Origin of the sequence: Capsulimonas corticalis (genome assembly GCF_003574315.2) — a bacterium.
In the GTDB taxonomy this organism is placed as follows: Bacteria; Armatimonadota; Armatimonadia; order Armatimonadales; family Capsulimonadaceae; genus Capsulimonas; species Capsulimonas corticalis.
Genome location: NZ_AP025739.1, coordinates 7409566 through 7429399 on the forward strand (window position 1 = coordinate 7409566; position 19834 = coordinate 7429399).

General features: G+C 59.8%; 24 protein-coding genes. 3 read left to right on the plus strand and 21 right to left on the minus strand.

The window, feature by feature from the left end:
- Positions 1-64: 64 nt before the first annotated feature.
- The 8 genes from D5261_RS32270 to greA all read right to left on the minus strand — a co-directional run bounded on the left by D5261_RS32270 (position 65) and on the right by greA (position 5601).
- Complete coding sequence (locus D5261_RS32270; protein WP_125205801.1) at positions 65-385, minus strand: DUF5658 family protein; 321 nt, start codon at positions 383-385, stop codon at positions 65-67.
- A 106-nt stretch (positions 386-491) separates the two neighbouring features.
- The gene (locus D5261_RS32275; protein WP_119319726.1) at positions 492-812 is read right to left on the minus strand and encodes a DUF5658 family protein; all 321 of its coding nucleotides are present in this window, start codon (positions 810-812) and stop codon (positions 492-494) included.
- A gap of 159 nt (positions 813-971) precedes the next feature.
- On the minus strand, positions 972-1769 hold the full coding sequence (gene tatC, locus D5261_RS32280) for a twin-arginine translocase subunit TatC (RefSeq protein ID WP_119319727.1): 798 nt from the start codon (positions 1767-1769) through the stop codon (positions 972-974).
- 17 nt (positions 1770-1786) lie between these two features.
- Entirely contained in the window at positions 1787-3262 is a 1476-nt protein-coding gene (locus tag D5261_RS32285) for a hypothetical protein (RefSeq protein ID WP_119319728.1), read from the minus strand.
- Between the two features lie 77 nt (positions 3263-3339).
- Positions 3340-3828, minus strand: coding sequence for a putative signal transducing protein (locus D5261_RS32290; RefSeq protein ID WP_119319729.1), 489 nt, complete (start codon positions 3826-3828; stop codon positions 3340-3342).
- A gap of 48 nt (positions 3829-3876) precedes the next feature.
- Positions 3877-4335: a PaaI family thioesterase gene (locus D5261_RS32295; protein ID WP_119319730.1), complete on the minus strand. Its 459-nt coding sequence runs from the start codon at positions 4333-4335 to the stop codon at positions 3877-3879.
- Positions 4332-5048, minus strand: coding sequence for an endonuclease III domain-containing protein (locus tag D5261_RS32300; RefSeq protein WP_119319731.1), 717 nt, complete (start codon positions 5046-5048; stop codon positions 4332-4334). The genes D5261_RS32295 and D5261_RS32300 overlap by 4 nt, the downstream gene beginning before the upstream one ends.
- Before the next feature lie 82 nt (positions 5049-5130).
- Positions 5131-5601: a transcription elongation factor GreA gene (gene greA / locus D5261_RS32305; RefSeq protein WP_119319732.1), complete on the minus strand. Its 471-nt coding sequence runs from the start codon at positions 5599-5601 to the stop codon at positions 5131-5133.
- Between the two features lie 217 nt (positions 5602-5818).
- Between greA and D5261_RS32310 the strand changes: the two genes are divergently transcribed.
- Positions 5819-6046 carry a hypothetical protein gene (locus D5261_RS32310; RefSeq protein ID WP_119319733.1) on the plus strand — a complete coding sequence of 76 codons (228 nt, stop codon included), beginning with the start codon at positions 5819-5821 and terminating at the stop codon, positions 6044-6046.
- A gap of 157 nt (positions 6047-6203) precedes the next feature.
- On the opposite strand, the gene D5261_RS32315 is transcribed toward D5261_RS32310, so the two are convergent.
- From D5261_RS32315 to D5261_RS32335, 5 genes are all read right to left on the minus strand, one after another.
- Positions 6204-6890: a sugar transferase gene (locus D5261_RS32315; protein ID WP_245992465.1), complete on the minus strand. Its 687-nt coding sequence runs from the start codon at positions 6888-6890 to the stop codon at positions 6204-6206.
- A gap of 378 nt (positions 6891-7268) precedes the next feature.
- A complete protein-coding gene (locus D5261_RS32320; protein ID WP_245992467.1) occupies positions 7269-8345 on the minus strand; it encodes a zinc-dependent alcohol dehydrogenase family protein in 1077 nt (358 codons plus the stop codon).
- A complete protein-coding gene (locus D5261_RS32325; protein WP_119319735.1) occupies positions 8342-9361 on the minus strand; it encodes an aldo/keto reductase in 1020 nt (339 codons plus the stop codon). The genes D5261_RS32320 and D5261_RS32325 overlap by 4 nt, the downstream gene beginning before the upstream one ends.
- Complete coding sequence (locus tag D5261_RS32330; RefSeq protein ID WP_119319736.1) at positions 9358-10845, minus strand: alpha-L-fucosidase; 1488 nt, start codon at positions 10843-10845, stop codon at positions 9358-9360. Before D5261_RS32330 ends, D5261_RS32325 begins: the two co-directional genes overlap by 4 nt.
- A gap of 74 nt (positions 10846-10919) precedes the next feature.
- Positions 10920-11279, minus strand: a complete 360-nt coding sequence (locus tag D5261_RS32335; protein ID WP_119319737.1) for a VOC family protein — start codon at positions 11277-11279, stop codon at positions 10920-10922.
- A gap of 246 nt (positions 11280-11525) precedes the next feature.
- Here D5261_RS32335 and D5261_RS32340 point away from each other — a divergent pair, with 246 nt between their 5' ends.
- Both D5261_RS32340 and D5261_RS32345 read left to right on the plus strand, forming a co-directional pair.
- Positions 11526-12053 (plus strand): MerR family transcriptional regulator, encoded by a 528-nt coding sequence (locus D5261_RS32340; protein ID WP_119319738.1) that lies wholly within the window; start codon positions 11526-11528, stop codon positions 12051-12053.
- Positions 12050-13099, plus strand: coding sequence for an NAD(P)-dependent alcohol dehydrogenase (locus D5261_RS32345; protein ID WP_119319739.1), 1050 nt, complete (start codon positions 12050-12052; stop codon positions 13097-13099). The genes D5261_RS32340 and D5261_RS32345 overlap by 4 nt, the downstream gene beginning before the upstream one ends.
- A 101-nt stretch (positions 13100-13200) precedes the next feature.
- On the opposite strand, the gene D5261_RS32350 is transcribed toward D5261_RS32345, so the two are convergent.
- From D5261_RS32350 to ppdK, 8 genes are all read right to left on the minus strand, one after another.
- Complete coding sequence (locus D5261_RS32350; RefSeq protein ID WP_119319740.1) at positions 13201-14610, minus strand: ABA4-like family protein; 1410 nt, start codon at positions 14608-14610, stop codon at positions 13201-13203.
- 34 nt (positions 14611-14644) lie between these two features.
- Complete coding sequence (locus D5261_RS32355; protein WP_165863946.1) at positions 14645-15085, minus strand: MarR family winged helix-turn-helix transcriptional regulator; 441 nt, start codon at positions 15083-15085, stop codon at positions 14645-14647.
- A gap of 112 nt (positions 15086-15197) precedes the next feature.
- Positions 15198-15389: a hypothetical protein gene (locus D5261_RS32360; protein ID WP_125205802.1), complete on the minus strand. Its 192-nt coding sequence runs from the start codon at positions 15387-15389 to the stop codon at positions 15198-15200.
- Positions 15390-15686: 297 nt separating this feature from the next.
- Positions 15687-16136 (minus strand): VOC family protein, encoded by a 450-nt coding sequence (locus D5261_RS32365; RefSeq protein WP_119319743.1) that lies wholly within the window; start codon positions 16134-16136, stop codon positions 15687-15689.
- Between the two features lie 111 nt (positions 16137-16247).
- Complete coding sequence (locus D5261_RS33620; protein ID WP_435792409.1) at positions 16248-16355, minus strand: PIN domain-containing protein; 108 nt, start codon at positions 16353-16355, stop codon at positions 16248-16250.
- Positions 16306-16677, minus strand: coding sequence for a PIN domain-containing protein (locus D5261_RS32370; protein WP_218025496.1), 372 nt, complete (start codon positions 16675-16677; stop codon positions 16306-16308). Before D5261_RS32370 ends, D5261_RS33620 begins: the two co-directional genes overlap by 50 nt.
- Positions 16674-16922 carry a hypothetical protein gene (locus tag D5261_RS32375; RefSeq protein WP_119319744.1) on the minus strand — a complete coding sequence of 83 codons (249 nt, stop codon included), beginning with the start codon at positions 16920-16922 and terminating at the stop codon, positions 16674-16676. The genes D5261_RS32370 and D5261_RS32375 overlap by 4 nt, the downstream gene beginning before the upstream one ends.
- Positions 16923-17072: 150 nt before the next feature.
- The gene (ppdK, locus tag D5261_RS32380) at positions 17073-19751 is read right to left on the minus strand and encodes a pyruvate, phosphate dikinase (RefSeq protein WP_119319745.1); all 2679 of its coding nucleotides are present in this window, start codon (positions 19749-19751) and stop codon (positions 17073-17075) included.
- Between the last annotated feature and the right edge of the window lie 83 nt (positions 19752-19834).

Consider the following 19834-nt stretch of genomic DNA (forward strand, 5'->3'; position numbering starts at 1 on the left):
AACACAAAAGCCCTCCCGGCTCCGGGAGGGCTTTTGTGCTGGGGGTTATCTCTTGTTTGGATCGTCAGACGCCGAGCAGCGCCTGCGCGGCGAAGCGGCCGGTGTACATCGTGATGTAAAGGAACAGCGTCATTCGCATCGCGACCTTGATCAGCCGAGGCCGGCGCGGGCGGTAATACGTCGCGATCAAGATCAGGGGCAGGAAGCTGAGCAGCTTCATCATGCAGAATGCGAAATCGCCATGAGGCAGCCAGGCGGCGAAGATCGGATTGTCCTCCTGCGCGACGCCGGTGTGGATCCAGTAAAGCGTCGAGAACATATCGGCGAGACAAATGATTGTCAGCGCAACATTCTCCCAGGCAAATAATCGTCGTGCAACCGGCATGAAGCTGTCCTTTCCTGCGGCGATTCTTAACATTCCTTCGTGCATAATTCAGGCCAAGTTCCGTATTATTGCGGTCATCGCGCGTCAATTGCAAAAAATATTTTTGCTAGACCGTCAGAAACGTCTGTGCGGCGATGCCGAAAACGTACAGCGCGATGTAAAGCGCCAGCGCACCGCGTAGCGAAACGCGGATAAAACGCGGACGTTGGGGCCGATAATAAGCGGCCACCAGCAGCAGAGGGACATAGCTCATCATCTTCGCGATGCAAAATGCGGCGTCGCTCTTTTGCAGCCAAAAGTTCATGTAGGGATTTGCTTCGGTCGCGACATGGGCGTTCACCCAGTAAAGCGTGGACAGCATATCGGCGGTGCAGAGGATAAAAATTGCGAGGCTGTCCCAGGCGAACAGTGATTTGAAGAGGGCCATTCGGTTTGAAGTCTCCTTCGTGCGATAGCTAATCATACCAAAATGCGCGCATGCAGACAAGCGTAATTCCCCGGTAGAAATACCGGGTTTTCGCAAGATTATGTAAAGCTGGTATATTTACGGATAATGTGCGGGAGTTCGCGAGCCGAAACGAGGGCGTTAAGAGCCGGTCGTCTTCGGCTCTACCCACTTCACGAGGAGGATGCTGACAAAGAAAAGCAGCGTCAGCGGGACGGCGAGCGCAAGCATGGTGCCGGGATCGTTGGAGGGCGCGACGACCATGGCTGTGGTGAAGAGCCCGACGGCGATGTGCCGCCAGTACTTGATCATCATGGCGGAAGTGATCAGACCGATCTTGCCGAGAAATGTCAGCAGCACGGGCAGCTGGAACAGCACGCCGAAGACCAGCATCAGCTTGATCACGAACACGACGTATGTCAGCGGATTCTGGAAGAGCATGGCGCCGGGAATATCGGCGAGGTAACTGAGGAACCAGCCGACCGCCATCGGCAGGATTAAGTACGCGCAGCCGACGCCGGCCATGAACAGCACGATGGACATCGGCGCGACCAGCGTAACGGCGCGCTTTTCCGAGGGAGTGAGGGCCGGGGCGATAAAGCCCCAGAGCTCGAAGAGGATAAAGGGAGCGGCGATCACCAATCCGCCCACCATGCTGATTTGAAGCTTGAGGAAAAAGGCGTCCGTGAAGGAAGTGACGATAAAACCGCCCGCGGGAAAGCCGTTCTTCAGGGAAGCATGCTTTAAGGCGCTGAGGATCGGAGCGGCCAAGATTTTATAGATGGGGTTGGAGAAGACATACATCACCACCATCCCCACCGCGCAGTAAAGACACGCCCGGATCAATCGCGTCCGCAGCTCGGCCAGATGCTCGGTCAGTTCCGCCCGTTTCTCGTCCGGACTCTCCGGAGCCGGGTCCGTCTGCAAACGCAATGCCATCAAGAAGCTTTCTGAGACTATTCCGGGACGATATCGGTGACTTCAGTGAACTTCATCGTCGTCGTCATGGTCACCGCCGCCGCGCCGCCATAAGCGCCGCCGCCCGGGAGTCCGCCCGGAGATCTGCCGGGATAGCCACCTGGCGCGCCGGGATAGCCGCCGCCGGGGGCGCCAGGGTAGCCGCCGCCAAATGGATTGGCGCCAGGATCGGAATCGTCGCCCCCGCCGCCCGGAGCGCCAGGGAATCGTCCCGCGCCGCCAGGATAACCGGCGCCCGGGGCGCCGGGATAAGCGCCTCCGGGAGCGCCGGGATAGCCGCCACGGCCGCCGAAGGGAGAACTGCCCAGGCCGCCGGACAGTGACGGAGTCTTCACAGGATCGCCTGTGTACTGCGCCGTGGTCTCGGTTCGAATGAGACGGCCGGAGTTGTAAGCAAAGTAAACGACGCGCTCGACATGAAGTTTATCCGCCGAGGCTCCCGAAAACGCCGAGCCGGGATTGATGGGGAAGTGCGCGGGGCCGTCGAAGGTCTCCCGGATCTTCGCGGTCGGATATCCATCCTGCCACTCGAAGCTTTCCAGGCGGCTTTCGCCGGAAACCGTCAAAGGCTTGGTGGTCGCCCAGTCCAGAGAGACTTGAAGCGGCGAACGCCAGGAGTCGCCGATCGTCACACGCCGCGCGGGCATGACCGGAATGGAAAACGCGTAGTGCGCCCCCGGGCTCAGCGGCGCCATCGTGCTCAGGACATCCCCGTACTCCGTGACGGTGCGGTACTGGGACTTCAGCGGGTAAATAGCGCTGATAACCTGCGCCTGCACGCCGCGCGTCAGCGTTCCCGTGGGAGTGATGAGATCGCGGATCAAGTAGTTGTCCGCCTCGGTGTCTTCGACCGAGCGCTTGAACTTGAGACTGGAGGCTTCCACAACCGTCGCGGGAGCATCGCTGGTGTCAACGGCGACGCCGTTGGTCGTGCCGCTGCTGCTGCTGGAAACGCTCTGGCTCAGCTCGGTGGTGCGGTTGTAGAACATGGTGTCGTTCAATCGCCACTTATAAGTCAGGGTCACGCCACGAGCGGCGACACTGGGGATCTTGTTGGCCACACGCACCGGGATCGTCTGCGTTCCCACCAGCTGATTTTTATTGGTGTAAACGGAGACGGTGACGGAGTGGTTGCCATCGGGAAGGAACTTCTTGGTGTCCGGGTCATCCGTCGTGGTGTAGGGCGCCTTGGTGTCCCAATCGTAGATGGAGCCGCTGCCCTGGGGAATGACGCGGGCGGTGACAAACTGCCCGTCGATCACGATGGAGACATAGCCGTCCGGCGGCAAATCGCGCGAAGCCACCCGGATCGGGACGGTCTCGCGCACGATCGCGTTCGCGGCGGGCCGCGTCACCGTGATCCCGTCGGCATGGGCTCCCAGAGCGCCTCCCAGAAGAAGCAACGCCGCCGTTCCTCCCACCACCGCCACTGCATACTGCTGTTTCTGAAGCATTGTCCCTCACGCGCCCCCTATTTCGGATAAGCGTCCCGCTTTGAGATAGCCGTCACGCACGTCCGCGCGGGCTTCCGCTAAGTGTTTTGAGGCGGCGAGCGCCGCGCCTCTTCAATTACCTGCCGAGCTTGTTCGGCGAGATTGGCGGGAACGAGCACTTGCCCCCACCCTTCCTCTCCCGCGGAAAAGATATTGCCCATGGCGCGCATCGCCACATCGTGGAGACGGGCGGGAATACCAGCCGCTTCCAGCACGCCCTGGATGATGTGCGCCTCCGCTTCGGAGGTCGCGCTGAAGACCGCGACCGGAGCGTCCGAGCCGGAACTCAGTTCGCCGTCCGCAAGATCCAACGGATCCACCGGGATCTCCCAGGCGTTCAGCTCCGCTTCAGCGCTGGCGAGTGACGCCGGATCCGTCTGCGCGACATAACGGTCGACGTCTTCCAGCACCGCGTCGGCCTCGCGTTCTTCCCGGCGTGTCTCGACGGCGTCCAAATCGGTATCGGGCGGCAGCTGCCGCTCCAGCGGTGTTTCTCCGCCAAAATTCGAGGTTTCGTCTGACATCATCGTTCGAACTCTCCTCGCCGCGCCCACGGCGCGAACAACTTTCAGGACTTAGCGCGGCCGCATCATCTTCGCCACGCCGCGCGCGATTACGGCGCCGCTCCGTTCGTCCACGACTTCCCCGCTGCAGAGGATCATTTTGGAGCGCACGCTGTCGATGCGTCCCCGGACGATCAGCGGTTCACCGGTCGGCGCCGGACGCACTAGGCGCGTGGTCAATTCCGCCGTCACCCAGTCCAGCCCATGCCGCTCCAGAGCCGCCCGCGAAAGGACTTCATCCAGCACCAGCGCCAGGATCCCCCCATGCACGCGGCCGACCCAGCCCTGGTGGCATGCCTCGGGGACGAAGCGCGCACCATAAGTATCCCCATCCCAGGCGAAAGTCAAATGCAAACCGATGGGATTTTCGGATCCGCATCCAAAGCACATTCCATCATCGCGCAGCAGAGGCGAAGAGTTCCCGGCGTCCGAGGTCAGCAGCGAGGAGGGCTCGTTTTGTCCTTCACTCATGCCGCCTCCTTCAGTTTGTTGGCCCGATACCAATCGCACTCAGTCCGTACGGCGCAGACGCCGCACTCCGGGTTTCGCGCGTGGCAGGTGCGCCGGCCATGCTCGATCAGATGGACATGGAAGGAGTAGACCTGGTCATCGCGGAGCAGCGCCGGAAGATCGTCGTGCGCCTGATCGGCGGTGGTCTTCGGCCCAATCAATCCCAGTCGTCCTGACACCCGGTGCACGTGCGTGTCCACAGCGAGTACAGGGCGTCCGAGGTTAAACATCAGAAGACAGGCCGCCGTTTTCGGCCCCACTCCGGGAAAAGATCGAAGGAAGCGGCGAATATCGTCGTCGGTCCAGGACCGCAGATGATCGAGGCTCGTGCTCCCCGTCCGTTCATGAATATCCTGAAGCACGTTTTGTATGCGGATGGACTTGGTGTCCGCCAGGCCGCCGCAGCGGATGGCGTCGGCGACGCGGGTGACATTCGCCGTACGCACGGTGTCCCATCCGTCCGGGAAGGCGGAGCAGAGCGAGGCGTAAGCGCGTCCGGAATTCAAATCACTGGTGTTCTGGGAGAGGATTGTCGCCACAAGCGCCCCGCAAAGGTCGCTGCTGTAATTTTCCGCCTTCCAGACCCGGGGACCGTATGCCTCCGTCAGCATCTCTTCGATCCGCGCCGCCTTGGCTCGCAGCTTCTCTTGCCTGACACTATCCACAGCCGCCATTATATCATAACGGCCGGTGCAATGCAAGCAATTTCACCAGTCCCGGCGACGGCGAATTCCCTCCCCCGCCGCCACGGAAGGCTCAGGTAAGCTCGATGATTTCGTAGATGGCGACGCCGGCGGGCGTCTGCACTTCCACCTTGTCGCCGACCTTGTGTCCCAGAAGCGCTTTGCCGACGGGAGAAGTGTTGGAGATCTTGTCCGTGGCCGGATCCGCCTCCATCACGCCCACGATCTGATACTCGATATCCTCATCGAACTCTTCGTCGTGAACCTTGACGCGTGAGCCAAGCTGAACCGCATCTCCGCCGGGAAGGTAATCGACAATCTTCCCGCGATCCAGAATACGCTTCAGATTGATGATCTTGCTTTCCAAAAGGCCCTGCTGCCGTTTGGCGTCGTGGTAATCAAAATTCTCGCGGAGGTCGCCCAGAGATCGGGCGGTGCTGATACGCTCGGCGATCACACGTCGCTCCGTGGTTTGCAGGCGAAGAAGCTCGATCTCCAATTCTTTATATTTGGCTTGCGTTAAAACAATCTCGTCATCTGCCATGTTCCGGATAATCGCTTTCCTGCATCTCAAATTGCGCAAAAATGAACTGTTTTGGTGTTCGAATAATATACCACAGCGCACCTGCACTGTCAACGACGCCCGCTGCTCGCGCAAACATATGAAAACGGACTGGAAATTAATAACGCAGTGTCAGCAAACAAGCAGGCTTGGCATGGTTTGTGCAATATCGTCAGATGAGTAATACACGGAGGGGTCAGTGCGGAACGCCTACATCAAATTTTTGTCGAACGAGGATAGCGTGCTTGGGTTTTATGAGCTCGTAACCCATTCGCAAGTCACACGCCTCTCGAATGACATCTATTGTGTCCCATGGTCCAGCCTCGCGCTTTTGGATTCGCGCCAGGTGGAGTACTCATTCGCCACCGAAGAAGACCTGACAAACGCACATCCCATCTGGGGCTTCGCCGCAACAAAATCACGCTAGTTCCTATCACCATCGCCATCTATTCGAAATCATCGGCCGCAGCGAATTCGCTGTGGCTTTTTATTTTGTCTGCGACAGGGACGGGCCAAATAAAAAATACGTCCCTCAACCACCAGATGGTGGCTCAGGGACGTATTCAATCGGGTTCGTGCGAGGTTTAGTAGGCGCCTCGTCCGGCGACAACTGCGGGGATTGTCTTGGCGAGGATTTGTACGTCGAGGAGCACCGAGCGGCGCCGAATGTAATCGAGGTCCAGGTGGATCGCCTGATCGAACGACAGGTCGGAACGGCCGGAGACTTGCCAGAGGCCGGTGAGTCCAGGGGTGACTATCAGACGCTGACGTTCTTTGGGGGAGTATGTCGCCACCTCGGAAGGAAGCGCGGGGCGGGGGCCGACAAGCGTCATCTCGCCGCGCAGCACGTTCAGCAGCTGCGGCAGTTCATCGATCGACGAGCGTCGGATCAGCCGTCCGACTTTCGTGATGCGAGGGTCTTGCTTCATCTTAAACAACGGACCGCTTGCCTCGTTGTTGACCAGCAGCGCGGCGCGCCGCTGCTCCGAGTCAATGTACATCGAGCGGAACTTGAAAAATGGAAACTCGACTCCATTCTTGCCGACACGCTTCTGGATAAACAGCACCGGACCCGGGCTATCCATTCGGATAGCGATCGCGAGCGCCAGAAACAGCGGGAAGAGGAGTATCAGCGAGAGGGTGCAAACAGTGATATCGATCGTTCGACGCACGGCTTCATCGATCATCACAACAACGGGCCTGCGGATGCTGGCGGATGCAACGATCACTTCGTCGGCGCCGGCTTGTATTTGGGTAGCAGGGACGCTCACTTGGAACTCCTTTCTCATTTGCACATGGGCAAAGGACTTATAGAGGGACAGCGTTGGCTTCGCGCACGGGAAGAATCAACTTGCTCTCTCCACCATGCAAGACTTCACAGCCACGATCTCTTCTAACAGCAAAATCCATGCCACGTCACCCGTGGATTTCGGTCGTAAAACAACTTTTGCTGTCATTGACTGGTATTAATGCTTAATTTCAGAATGAAATTATCGTCTAACCGTTTAGATTCTTATCATTTTCTCATAATCTCCGTCAAAACACAATTTTATATAATATTTTTCGAGCGAATGGGAGAATGGCGTTTTTCACGACAAAAACAAAACGGCCGGCGAATTTGTCGCCGGCCGCACAATTTTCCAGAAGGATTACTCAGAGACGATCACGACTTTGCCGCTTTGGCCGGCGTCGGCGACCTGGTAGGCGTCCGCCGCCTGGGCCAGGGTGAACCGGTGCGTGACGGTCTTGTCGGGGTGCAGGTCCCAGCGCGAAAGGCGCTCCACGAGGTCCTCCATATGCCCCAGGCTGGTCACCCAGGAGCCGAACAGCGTAATCTGCGGATGGATCAGCATGGGCGAGACATCGAACTGGACATCGCTTCCCTCGCCGACAAAGGCGCAGCGCCCCCATTGCCGCACGCCGCCCAGCGCCAGCTTGCGCGCGGGAGCGGCGCCGGAGCAGTCGATGCTCGCCTCGCAGCCCTTGCCGCCGGTCGCATCCTTGATTTTGCCGAGCGCGTCGGCGTCGCTGAGAAAAGCGTCATCGACGAGACCGAGCGTTCGGGCGAGATCGATCCGGTGCGCGCTGGTGTCCACGCCGATGACATGCCTCGCTCCCAGCGCCTTCCCCAGCATCGCCGCCGCCAGGCCTACCGGCCCAAGCCCCGTGATGAGCAGACGGTCGCGCCCATTGACGCCGATGCGCGTGAGGGCCTCCCAGGCCGTGCCGAAGCCGCAGGCGACCAGCGCGCCGTCTTCGTAGGTGAGATTGTCCGGGAGGCGAATACAGGTGTTCTCCTCGGCCAGCAGATACTCGGCGTGGCCGCCGTCGCGCTGCCAGCCGTAGGCGGCCCGGCTCTGCGAATGGCACGAGATCATATATCCCGTTTTGCAGTCCTCACAGATCCCGCAGCCGCTAATATGATAAAGAACCACGCGGTCCCCTACCCCGAACTGCTTGCAGCCGGGACCGACTTCGACGATCTGGCCGGCCGGCTCATGCCCGGCGATAACGCCCCGGTACGCTTCGTCGCCCACGCCCAGATGCTCGCGGTAGATCGCCCGGATATCCGATCCGCAGATCGAGCTCGCCTTCATGCGAACAAGCACCTGACCGTGTCCGGGAACCGGCACGGCCTGCTCTCGGAAGGCCACGGTGCTGTTTCCCGGCAGCACCACTCCGGTCATCGTCTTTAGTTCTCTCGCCATCGTTTCCGCCTGCGTCATTGCGCGATCTCCCCATGAATATCCCAAAGGTCTTCCCAGGACTGATTCTCTTTCCAGAGAAAGACCTGGCCCTTGATCAGCCGATTGTTTTTGTCGATTCCGGCGATCGCCGCCATCTCCGCGTCCGTGAGCGGTTCGCCGACGACGGCCTGAAGCGTCGCGAGATACTGCGATCGCTTCACGGAGAATGGAATCGGGATCTGCCCGCGCTGCGCCGCCCACTTCACGCAGACGACCGCCGGGTGGACGCCGAGACGCTCGGCGATACTGAGGATGACCGGATCCTCCACGTCCACGGTGTCGTCCGGCGTGCGGTCCCGCGCGGGGCGGCTGGGCGAGCCGATGGGCGAGTAGCCGATGGGGACGATCCCGCGATCCAGCACATACTGGAACAGCTCGGGCTGCTGGAAGTGCGGATGCAGCTCCATCTCGTTCGCCGCCGGCTTGAGCGAAGCGTCACGCAGGACCAGCTCCAGCTTCGGGATCGTCATATTCGACGTCCCAATGTGGCGCACGAGACCGCGCGCCGCCAGTGTCTCCATCCGCGCCCACGTCTTCATATAATCGTCGTGGATATAGGGCCGGGCGTGCGCGTCGCGCGAGGAAACATCCACGCCCGGAGCGTGCGCGTTGGGAAACGGCCAATGGACCAGGTAGAGGTCCAGGTAGTCGAGCTTCAAATCGCGCAGCGACTGCTCGCAGGAAGCGATCACATCGTCATGGCGGTCGTTCCAGACCTTGGACGTCACCCAGAGATCTTCCCGCGCCACGCCGCTATGCGTGATCTCCCGCAAGGCTGGACCGATCAAGTGCTCGTTGCCGTAGACCGAGGCGCAGTCAAAGTGCCGATATCCCACCGACGCGGCGTCCACCACGGCGCGCGCGATCTGATCGCTGGTATAGTTGTCCGAGCCAAAGGTGCCCAGACCGATGGCGGGGATTTGCGCGCCCGTCGCCAGAGTCTTCTTCGGGACTCGCGCCGGATCGACGCCTTCCGCCAGTTTTGCATCCGTCATGCTGCGCTCTCCATTTTCTTTTTTCCCGCCGAAAGATCAAAGCCATCGATCTTCAGCGTATAGGCGTACTCTCCCGATTTCGCCGCCGGAAGCTCCACGATTAACGCCTCCTCGGTCTGCGTAAACGATAGGGAACGATCGTCACCGAGCAGAGTGATCCGCGCAGGCGATCCGGCGGCGCGGCCGCTTCCCAAGCCCAAAGACTTGATCGCGAGATGCGCGCCGGGCCAGGCGAGGGCGATCGCATAGAGCGTGTCGCCTTTGGTCGTGAAGCGGAGATCTTCCCCGGTAAACTCCTGCCGCTCCGTGTCCGTAAAGGCGCCTTCCTTCACATCGGTCGGCCCCTCGCCAAAGATGGTCCAGGGACGCGTTCCATAGATCGCCTCGCCGTTCACCTTGAGCCAGGCGCCGATCTGACGCAGCATCTCCTGCTCCGGCTCGGGGATCGTCCCGTCCGGCTTCGGCCCGATATTCAGCAGCAGCGCCCCATTTTTGCTGACGATGTCCACCAGGTCATCCACCAGCGAGTCCACACTTTTATAGTCGTGGTTAGCGATGTATCCCCAGGAATTTTTCGAGACGGATGTATCGGTCTGCCAGAAGCGCTCGCGGATGCCGGCGAGCTGCCCGCGCTCCACATCGAACACGGCGCTTCCTTCGGGGTAGGCGGCGTATTTATAATTGATCGCAACGCCCAGGCCCCACTCCGCGCCGCGATTATAGTAATACGCCGCGAACTTTTGCAGATAGGGCGCAAAGGCTTCCTGCTGTATCCACCAGTCGAACCAGACGATCTGCGGCCGGTACTTGTCCACAAGCTCGCATGTCCGGATGAGCCAGTCTTCCAAATGCTCCTTGGTCGGCGTCCCCTGCGTGGGATCGTTGGTGTCCCCCACGGGCATCGCCGGACCATAGAGATCGGCGAATTCGGGGGCCTGCACGTCCGAAGGGAAATCGCGTCCGCCGTTAAAGAACCAGAAGTGCTCGGCGCGGTGCGAGGACGCCGAGAAGACCATCCCGCGCTTCCGAACGGCGTCCGCCAGATCGCCGAGGACATCGCGCTTTGGCCCCATCTTCGCCGCGCTCCAGCGGGAAAGCGCCGTATCGTACATGGCGAAGCCGTCATGGTGCTCCGCCACCGGCATCACGAACTTCACGCCGGCCTCCTGAAACAAGGAGGCGTACTCCTCGGGATCGTAATTCTCATATTTCATCATAGGGATGAAGTCTTTGTAGCCGAATTGGTCGTGCGGCCCATAAGTTTCGATGTGATGCTGGAATTCTTTGGTCCCTTGCCGATACATTTCGCGCGGATACCATTCGCTCGAAAAGCCGGGGACGGAGTAGACGCCCCAGTGGATGAAGACGCCGAACTTTGCGTCCTCATACCACTGCGGGATCTGGTAGGTTTTGAGTGAAGTCCAGTTCGGCTGAAATGGACCCCGATCGGCGACCTGATCGATCGCGGTGAGAAGCTCGTTCATGAGAACGATTGTATAACAGACGGCTTCGAGCGTCCATGGGAAAATCCGTCAGAAGTATGGACGATTCCGCACTGCTACTCCAGCGGCTTATCGTAGATCGTGCGGTCGGCAGGGTAATAGATCAGTTCGACCTGGTTTCCGTCGGGATCGTCGATATAGATGCCGGCGGTCCCGTCCCGATGCTGATCGACCGGTTTGCCCGCCGCCAGCGCGTGCTCGCGCAGCGCCTCCGCGCCCACGCGGACCGCGACATGCGGCGGATGCTGGCTGGGCGTCACCAGCGCGAGCTTCCCCTGCCCTAATTTCAGAAACGCCCAGGTCCCGTCCTGATAGAGAACCTCGGCGCCGAATTTCTCGACATACCACCGGACGGAGGCGGCGATATCGCGGGACGGCACGGCGACGTGATCCAGCTGGTGTTCATAAGTCGTCATTAAAGATTACTTTCTCGATGATGTTGGAATGCTTTACCTTAAGAATATACCCAGGAGACAAAAAAGACCGCGCCGGCTCCTGGCGGGACGCGACCTCGTTACGGATTATCGCCGACAGTTTTCCGTCTGGCGCGAATAGAAATTGGCGAATTTTATTTTTTGCGTGGGGGTTGACCTAGAGCGCTCTAGGTTCGTTATACTCATTTCTGGGTCCGCCAAACGAAGTTCATCCGAAGGACAGCATCCATGAAAGACACCGCAGCACTCGAATTGCCAGGCAGATATCTCATTGCTCCTCTGGAGGAGATGACCGTTCAGCAAGTGGTGGATTTGACCGGACTGAGCGAACATACGCTGCGCTACTACGAACGCCTCGGTCTGATCCATCCGGTCCGGCGACATCACAGCAGCGGGCACCGGCGATACTCTCAGGAAGACGTCACCCGGCTGGAATCGCTGGCGTGCCTGCGGGCGACGGGAATGCCCCTGGCCGAGATGCGGCAGTACTTCGAGGCGCTGAGCCAAGGCGAGACCGCCGTGACGCAGCAGAAAGCGCTCCTGACTCAGCATAAGACTGTCCTTCAAGAACGTCAGCGACAGATGCTGCGCAACTTAGAATATTTGGACCGCAAAATCGCATATTGGGACGCGATCGAAGCGGGCGACGAACAAGCCGCTTGCGCCATCGCCCAATCACTGCATGGATGGATTCGCGCGGATTCCGAACGGGATCATCCTCCCTTAGACGCTTTCGAAGATAAGGAAATTTTATGAGCAATACCCTCGCCTACGCCGTCCAGACCGCGACCACGCCGCTGGCGCCCTTTGAGTTCGACCGCCGCGAACTTGGCCCTAGCGACGTCCAGATCGAGATTCTCTTCTGCGGCGTCTGCCACTCCGACATCCATCAAGCCCGCAACGAATGGGGCAACTCGATCTTCCCGATGGTCCCCGGCCATGAGATCGTCGGCCGCGTGACCCAGATTGGCGACGCCGTGACCCAGTTCGCCGCCGGCGATCTGGCGGGCGTCGGCTGCATGGTCGATAGCTGCCGCGAATGCGCCAACTGCAAGTCCGGCGAGGAGCAGTACTGCGAGGGCGGCAAGCTTGTCCTCACCTACAACAGCAAGTTCCCGGACGGAACGATTTCGCAGGGCGGCTACTCCGACAATATCGTGGTGGACGAAGCGTTCGCGCTGAAGATTTCTCCCAAGCTGGACCTCGCCGCCGTCGCCCCGCTGCTCTGCGCCGGCATCACCACCTACTCGCCGCTCAAGCACTGGAACGTGCAGGCCGGTCAGAAGGTCGGCGTCGTGGGCCTGGGCGGCCTCGGACACATGGCGCTGAAGTTCGCGCACGCCTTCGGCGCTCACGTCACGCAGTTCACCACCTCGCCCGGCAAGGAAGAAGACGCCAAGCGACTGGGCGCCGATGAAGTCGTCGTCACCCGCGATCCCGAAGCGCTTAAGGCGCTGGCGAACACGTTCGACTTCATCATCGACACCGTCTCCGCTTCGCATGATCTGTCGATATATTTGAACCTGCTCAAGCTGAACGGAAGCATGGTCCTGGTCGGCATCCCAACCGAAGCCGCCTCCGTCCACGCCGCCACCCTCGCCGGCAAGCGCCGCTCACTCGCCGGCTCCGGCATCGGCGGGATCAAAGAGACCCAGGAGATGCTCGACTACTGCGCCGAACACAATATCGTCAGCGATATCGAAATGATCAATATCCAGGACATCAACGCCGCCTACGACCGCGTCCTGAAAAGCGACGTCAAGTATCGCTTCGTGATCGACATGGCCTCCCTCAAGGGGTAAGCCAGACACGAGCGACCGAACGAAGAAGCCAGCGGTTTTAGCCGCTGGCTTCTTCGTCGGCATCTTCCGGTCGAACGACGCTCTCCATCTCGCGAAACGCATTACCCCCCACCCTGCCCGACCAGTTCTCCAGCATCGATGGCGCTTGTCCTCACCTCATGCCTTCCCTGAAAGATAGCAATGATTGCTATCAAGAGTACGGCAACGGAGAGAACGGACCATAAGCCGAGGGTAGCGCCGTCCGGGCGCACGATGGACTCGCCGCGCAGCGCTTGCCAGACGAGCAGACCGATTGCGCCCAGATACCCGGCGCCGAAGATCCCGACCAGACGCAGCCGGACCGTCTCACTCCAGCGCGACAGACCGAGCAGCAACGCCGCCAGCGGCAGCAGCTGCAGGGCGTGCAGGCCGACGAAGTGCGCGACGCGCAGATCGCCGGCGCGTGTGCTCCAGCCCAAAAACGGCAGGCCCGCGCCGCCATCCGGCGCGCCGACGGTATGCGCTCCGACCACCGGCATGACGTGCAGCGCGGCGGCCGACGCCATTTGCGCGGCGGTCGGCGCCGTCATCAGAAATCCGACCGTCATACCCACAACCGTCAGCGCCGATCCCAGGCGAATCCCCAGCGCAAGCGCCCGATCCGCAATCTTCGTGCGCAATAGCTGCGCGCTGGCGACGATCTGCGCGACCCACAAGACCGTGATCGCGATCCCCATCACGCCAAAAAGAACGGTATCCAGAGGAGTCGAATGGTTGAAGTGGCTGGTCGTTCCGCGAAACGCCTGAAGCGGAATGATCACCATTTCGATCCCCACCATCGACGCCATGGTCCACGAGAGCGCGCGGACGATCCGTGCGCCCGCTGGCAGGAAGCTCAGTGTCCACGCCAGCGTCGCGCTATAGATAGCAACGGAAATGGCGAACTTCAGCGGCTTCAGCCACGCCGGCGCTCCCGTGATGATCCGGTGATCAAGCACCAGCCCCGCCGTCGCAGCCCCGATCAGCGCCACGTTGAACCAGAACAGAAGCATCAGCGGCGTACTCGCGTTCAGCGCCTGTAAGACCGAGGCGACGCTGCGCCGAATTTGTCCGGCGCGCCACGATCGAACCGCCGCGCGCAGCATCAAGAACGTCAGGAAGCCGATCGGGCCGAACATCAGCGTGAGATACAAGATCGGACTGATCAGCAGCGACGAGAGATTGTCCCGCCGCGCCTCCAGAAAAATCCAGCGTCCCATAAATAAGTCGAAGGCGAGAAAATGCGCCCAGCCGAGAAACGCCCCGACCGGCGATCCCAGCAGCGCCGCCACGCCCGGCAAACTCGGATGCATAATGGTGGGCGCAATTGCCCCGATCCTCGGCAAAATCAATACCAAATAAGCCAGCGCCGCCGGCGCGGCGATCCACGGCGACTCCGCAATCTTCACGGTCACACGCCATCGCGGCGCGAATATCAGCAGCGCCCAAAATGGCGCCACCAGCAAACTCGCAAGCGCAAACCAATGGTCCACGGTTCTCTCCTATTCTACAGATCCCCGGCCCGGATCAATCGATGTGAGTATCGCTCATCACGCGAAGGCGCGCTTCGATCGCGCCCAGCAGCAAACGCGCCTGCTCCAGATCCGCACGCTCAATCTCCGTCAGCGCCGCATCCGCAAGCCGAATGGCCGACGGGATGGCCTGCTCCAGCAGCGCCACGCCCTCCTCCGTCAGCTTCAAAAAATGCGTCCGCCGGTTTGCCCCCGGCAGCCGCACCACCAGCCCACGATCCACCAGGCGCGCCGTCAGCACCGTCACCGTCGCCCGCTCAATCAGCAGCGCCTCCGCCAAATCCGATGGCGCAATGCCCGCATCATTCATCTCATAAATTGCAATCAGCAATCGAAACTGCGCCTGGGTCAAATCCAATTCTCGAAACGTCCGGTCAAACACCATCGCCATCCGCGTTCCAATTCGCATCAGCGCGGTACAGACTGTCGAAGTCAAAAGATCATCTTTCATAGTTCGTATTATAATAGTTTGAACTCAAACTGTCAATACTCAAACTTATTCCAACAAAAAAATAAGACCCGGCAGCCGCGCCGCCGGGCCATGTCCCCTACAATCCAATCTCGCGAAATTCCGATTCCTCTTGACGCGCTCGCCGGGGCAGCTCACCACGCCGGTCATCCGCCCAATCGGAGCCGACAGAGTTGTCCAGCGATTGAATAAGAAACGTGATCAAGTCCGCTCGATCTTCCGTCGATAACAATTCGAGCTTATGCTTCAAGCTTTCGGCGGCTGGGCTCATCAGAACCTCCTGCAAATTTTGGCGCGCGGCGAACATGGGAGATTCCTATTATAGCAGAGGAATAGGTGGGGAGGGATCTTAACTTCATTACCAATCGCGGTTGTTTCCGCCATCCTTGCGGTTGGCTTGGACGGCCGCGCGGTAGGGGCTGCGTCAGCGTCTTGATCGGTTCGCACATCGGGCATTATCGTTTGCCACGATCGACCCGATGCCCATCAAGAACAGCAGATGAAATCAGACTGGAATGAGCCATTCCGTTTTCTTTTCGCCGTCTCTTGCAAATCCCTCATCTGCCACTCATTTGTTATCAAGTTGTTCCGCCAGCCCGATAAGAATTCCTTCGGGCCCGCGGATATAGCAGAGCTGATACGAATCCTCATACTGAACCAATTCGCCGACGAGCTCAGCGCCGCGCTTACAGAGCCTGGCAACCAACTCGTCGATATTCTCCACAGTAAACATGACGCGCAGGTAGCCGAGAGCGTTCACAGGGGCGTTCCGGTGATCGGCGACTGTGGGCGGTGTAAGAAATCGCGAAAGTTCGAGGCGGCTGTGACCATCGGGAGTGACCATCATGGCGATCTCGACTTGCTGGGAACCCAGTCCAGTGACGCGCCCGGCCCATTCTCCTTCAATCGTGGCTCGCCCTTCGAGGGTCAGCCCAAGCTCGGTGAAAAAAGAGATGGCTTCATCAAGGGATTCCACCACGATGCCGACATTGTGCATTAGTGGTAATTTTTTTGTCATGGTTTTATCTATCACCCTTAAGGTTAGATTGGGTGGGCCGGGAGGCGGGCGATCAGGACACGGTACGGGCTGTACGAGACGTAGTTCAGGCCAATCTCGTGACAGTAGAGATTATGGCTTCAGCCAGTTCTCCAGGATCAAATCTGGGACACGCTGAAAATGGCTTTCGTTATTCGTGACCATGATCATTCCATGCTCCATGGCTGTTGCAGCAATCAAGATGTCGGCATCCCCAATGAGCGCGCCGCGCCGGTGTAAATCGCCGTAGCCGGTGTAAATCGCCGTAGATTGTTGCTGCCTGCAGGACAATTGCATCGGTCAATGGGAGAACTTCACTCGCGCGACAAAGTGCTTCAAAAGCTGCAATCTGAGATGACGCCCGCTTAGCGTTTAGTCCACGCAGTATTTCGTACCGTGTGATGATGGAAAAGGTCAGCGCCCCAAAATTCGCTAAATAATTACGAGAGCGAACAAGAGCAATCGGATTCTGCTTTATAATCGCCGAAAGTGTATCTGTGTCTAAAAGCGCCTTCTGCATCATTGAATAGATCGTTCTCCAAAAAATGGAGTTCGCCCAGTCGCAATTTTTTCTACATCATCGCGGTCGTTTTCGGACAGACCAGCGTAGACTTGAGCAGCCAGACTAAGTATCTCCTCCGGCGTGTGATGATTGGCGACAAACAAGCTGCGAAGTCCCTGTAGCGCGACGTTCTCTGGCGTTGTCCCTTCGCGCTGTGCTCGCTCCTCAATCGCTTTCTCAAGTTCAGGAGTAAGTGTTATCGTCATCAGTTTTAACCTCCCCGTTAATGCAAGTTATCTCGCAACGGCCAACACAAATCTAGTTGCAATTATTATATCCAAGGAAGGCTTACAATGCAAACAGGGGCCGCAGCTTACGCTGCGGCCCCTGGGCTTAGGAGCTAACTCGACCTAATCTTACCGGTCGCGGTTGCTTCCGCCGTCCTTGAGGTTGGCTTGGGCGGCCGCGAGGCGGGCGATCGGGACGCGGTAGGGGCTGCACGAGACGTAGTTCAGGCCGATCTCGTGGCAGAAGGCGATCGAGGAGGGCTCACCGCCGTGTTCGCCGCAGATGCCGAGCTTGATGTTCGGGCGGACCTTCTTCGCGAGCTCGACGCTGATCTTCATCAGCTGGCCGACGCCCGTCTGGTCGATCGCTTCGAAGGGATCGCCGGGAAGGATCTTCTGCGCGATGTACGGCTTCAGGAACTTGTCCGAGTCGTCACGGCTGAAACCGAACGTCATCTGGGTCAGGTCGTTGGTTCCGAAGGAGAAGAACTCGGCCTCCTCGGCGATCTGGTCCGACGTCAGCGCGGCGCGCGGGATCTCGATCATCGTGCCGAACATGTAGTCGATGGTCTCGCCGCTCTCTTCAACGACCAGCTTGGCGACCCGCTCCAGGTTGGAGCGAACGGCCTTCAGCTCGTTGACGTGGCCGACCAGCGGGATCATGATCTCGGGATGCGGATCGGCGCCAGCCTTCTTGGCGGCAATCGCGCCTTCCAGGATCGCGCGGGTCTGCATCTCGACGATACCCGGGAAGACGATGGACAGGCGGCAGCCGCGAAGTCCCATCATCGGGTTGATCTCGTGCATGGACTCGACCTGGCTCAGAAGCTTCTCTTTGGCTTCCAGCTCGGCGCCCGTGGTTCCCTTCGCCTTCAGCGTGGCGACTTCCTCGATCAGCGTTTGCAGGCTCGGGAGGAACTCATGCAGCGGCGGGTCGATCAGGCGGATCGTGGCCGGGCGGGAGCCCAGAGCCTCGAAGATGCCCTTGAAGTCTTCGCGCTGGAACGGCAGAAGCTCGGCGAGCTTCGCGTTGCGCTCTTCCTCGGTGGCGGCCAGGATCATGGCCTGGACGACCGGGCGGCGCTCCTCGGCGAAGAACATGTGCTCGGTGCGGCAGAGGCCGACGCCTTCGGCGCCCAGCTTGATCGCAAGCGCGACGTCTTCGGGCGTATCGGCGTTGGTGCGGATGCCCAGGCGGCGGGTCTCGTCGGCCCACTGCAGCAGGGTTCCGAATTCGCCGGTCAGCTCGGGATCGACGACCTGAACTTGGCCCTCGATGACTTCACCGAAAGCGCCGTTCAGCGAGATGTAATCGCCTTCCTTGATCACCTGGCCGCCCTTGGCGACGAACTGGCGATCGGTGACGGTGATGTCGGAGCAGCCGGCGACGGTCGGGATGCCGAAGCCGCGCGCGACAAGCGCCGCGTGGCTGGTCATGCCGCCGCGCTCGGTCAGAACGCCTTCGGCCGCCAGCATGCCCTTGAGATCATCCGGGGAGGTGTCGGCGCGAACGAGAATGACTTTCTTGCCTTCGCCGCCCTTGCCCAGGTCCGCCGCGCGCTGCGCGTCGAACACGGCGATGCCGGTCGCGGCGCCGGGGCCGGCCGGGAGGCCCTTCGCCAGGACGTTGTACTTGAAGCCGGGCTTGATGATCGGGTGCAGACACTGATCGAGCAGCTCGGGGTTGATGCGGGCCAGCGCGACTTCCTTGGAAATCAGGCCTTCGTTCACCAGGTCGACCGCGATCTTGACCGCGGACGGGCCGGTGCGCTTGCCCGAACGACACTGAAGGATATACAGCTTGTTGTGCTCGATCGTGAACTCGATGTCCTGCATGTCCTTGTAGTGCTGCTCAAGGCGATGGCAGATGTCGGCGAACTCCTGATAGATCTCGGGGTTCTGCGTCTTCAGCTCGGAGATCGGCATGGGGGTGCGGACGCCGGCGACGACGTCTTCGCCCTGAGCGTTCATCAGGTACTCGCCGAAGATCTCGTTGTTGCCGTTGCTCGCGTCGCGGGTGAAGGCGACGCCCGTACCGCAGTCTTCGCCCTGGTTGCCGAAGACCATGCTCTGGATGTTGACGGCGGTGCCGAGGTCATCCGAGATCTTCTCACGCTGGCGGTAAAGCTTGGCGCGGTCGTTGAACCAGGACTTGAAGACGGCTTCGACACCATCCTGAAGCTGTACGAACGGATCCTGCGGGAAGTCCTTGCCGCTCTGCTGCTTGATGTACGTCTTGTAGGTCTCGCAGAGGCCCTTGAGCTGATCGGCGGTGACGTCCAGGTCTTCCGTGACGCCGAGTTCCTTCTTCAGATCGTAGAAGATATGCTCGAAGTCATGCTTAGCCAGCTTGTTGGTTCCGTCGGAGTAGGCGACGTCGCTGAGCATCATCAGAAAGCGGCGATAGCTATCGTAAACAAAACGCGCATTGCCGGTTAACTTGATGAGGGCTTCCGCCGTCTCGTCGTTGAGACCGAGGTTCAGAACGGTGTCCATCATACCGGGCATGGAGAACTTAGCGCCGGAGCGGACGGAGACCAGCAGCGGGTTGGCCGGATCGCCCAGCTTCTTGCCGGTCTTCGCTTCGACCGCCGCAAGAGCCGTCTTGATCTCGTCCAGCAAACCTTCGGGGAACTGACCATCGCTCTTGTTGTAAGCGATACAAGTGTCGGTCGTGATCGTAAAGCCGGGAGGCACCGGCAGTCCGATATTGCTCATCTCGGCCAGGTTCGCGCCCTTGCCGCCGAGCTCGTCGCGCATCGTCGCGTTAGCCTCTTCAAACAGCCACACGCGCTTGGAATTCGCCATTCAGTTACTCTCCTATTTAGAAGCTCAGTCGTCGCTTCAGTCTGTCGCAAAATTGTCAAAAAGCCGCCGATAAGTATACCTGG

Excerpts from the sequence above, each read along its gene's own strand:
- D5261_RS32270 (WP_125205801.1), bottom strand. The coding sequence starts at position 385 with ATGCCGGTTGCACGACGATTATTTGCCTGGGAGAATGTTGCGCTGACA.
- D5261_RS32275 (WP_119319726.1), bottom strand. The coding sequence starts at position 812 with ATGGCCCTCTTCAAATCACTGTTCGCCTGGGACAGCCTCGCAATTTTT.
- tatC (WP_119319727.1), bottom strand. The coding sequence starts at position 1,769 with ATGGCATTGCGTTTGCAGACGGACCCGGCTCCGGAGAGTCCGGACGAG.
- D5261_RS32285 (WP_119319728.1), bottom strand. The coding sequence starts at position 3,262 with ATGCTTCAGAAACAGCAGTATGCAGTGGCGGTGGTGGGAGGAACGGCG.
- D5261_RS32290 (WP_119319729.1), bottom strand. The coding sequence starts at position 3,828 with ATGATGTCAGACGAAACCTCGAATTTTGGCGGAGAAACACCGCTGGAG.
- D5261_RS32295 (WP_119319730.1), bottom strand. The coding sequence starts at position 4,335 with ATGAGTGAAGGACAAAACGAGCCCTCCTCGCTGCTGACCTCGGACGCC.
- D5261_RS32300 (WP_119319731.1), bottom strand. The coding sequence starts at position 5,048 with ATGGCGGCTGTGGATAGTGTCAGGCAAGAGAAGCTGCGAGCCAAGGCG.
- greA (WP_119319732.1), bottom strand. The coding sequence starts at position 5,601 with ATGGCAGATGACGAGATTGTTTTAACGCAAGCCAAATATAAAGAATTG.
- D5261_RS32320 (WP_245992467.1), bottom strand. The coding sequence starts at position 8,345 with ATGACGCAGGCGGAAACGATGGCGAGAGAACTAAAGACGATGACCGGA.
- D5261_RS32325 (WP_119319735.1), bottom strand. The coding sequence starts at position 9,361 with ATGACGGATGCAAAACTGGCGGAAGGCGTCGATCCGGCGCGAGTCCCG.
- D5261_RS32330 (WP_119319736.1), bottom strand. The coding sequence starts at position 10,845 with ATGAACGAGCTTCTCACCGCGATCGATCAGGTCGCCGATCGGGGTCCA.
- D5261_RS32335 (WP_119319737.1), bottom strand. The coding sequence starts at position 11,279 with ATGACGACTTATGAACACCAGCTGGATCACGTCGCCGTGCCGTCCCGC.
- D5261_RS32340 (WP_119319738.1), top strand. The coding sequence starts at position 11,526 with ATGAAAGACACCGCAGCACTCGAATTGCCAGGCAGATATCTCATTGCT.
- D5261_RS32345 (WP_119319739.1), top strand. The coding sequence starts at position 12,050 with ATGAGCAATACCCTCGCCTACGCCGTCCAGACCGCGACCACGCCGCTG.
- D5261_RS32360 (WP_125205802.1), bottom strand. The coding sequence starts at position 15,389 with ATGAGCCCAGCCGCCGAAAGCTTGAAGCATAAGCTCGAATTGTTATCG.
- D5261_RS32365 (WP_119319743.1), bottom strand. The coding sequence starts at position 16,136 with ATGACAAAAAAATTACCACTAATGCACAATGTCGGCATCGTGGTGGAA.
- D5261_RS32370 (WP_218025496.1), bottom strand. The coding sequence starts at position 16,677 with ATGATGCAGAAGGCGCTTTTAGACACAGATACACTTTCGGCGATTATA.
- D5261_RS32375 (WP_119319744.1), bottom strand. The coding sequence starts at position 16,922 with ATGACGATAACACTTACTCCTGAACTTGAGAAAGCGATTGAGGAGCGA.
- ppdK (WP_119319745.1), bottom strand. The coding sequence starts at position 19,751 with ATGGCGAATTCCAAGCGCGTGTGGCTGTTTGAAGAGGCTAACGCGACG.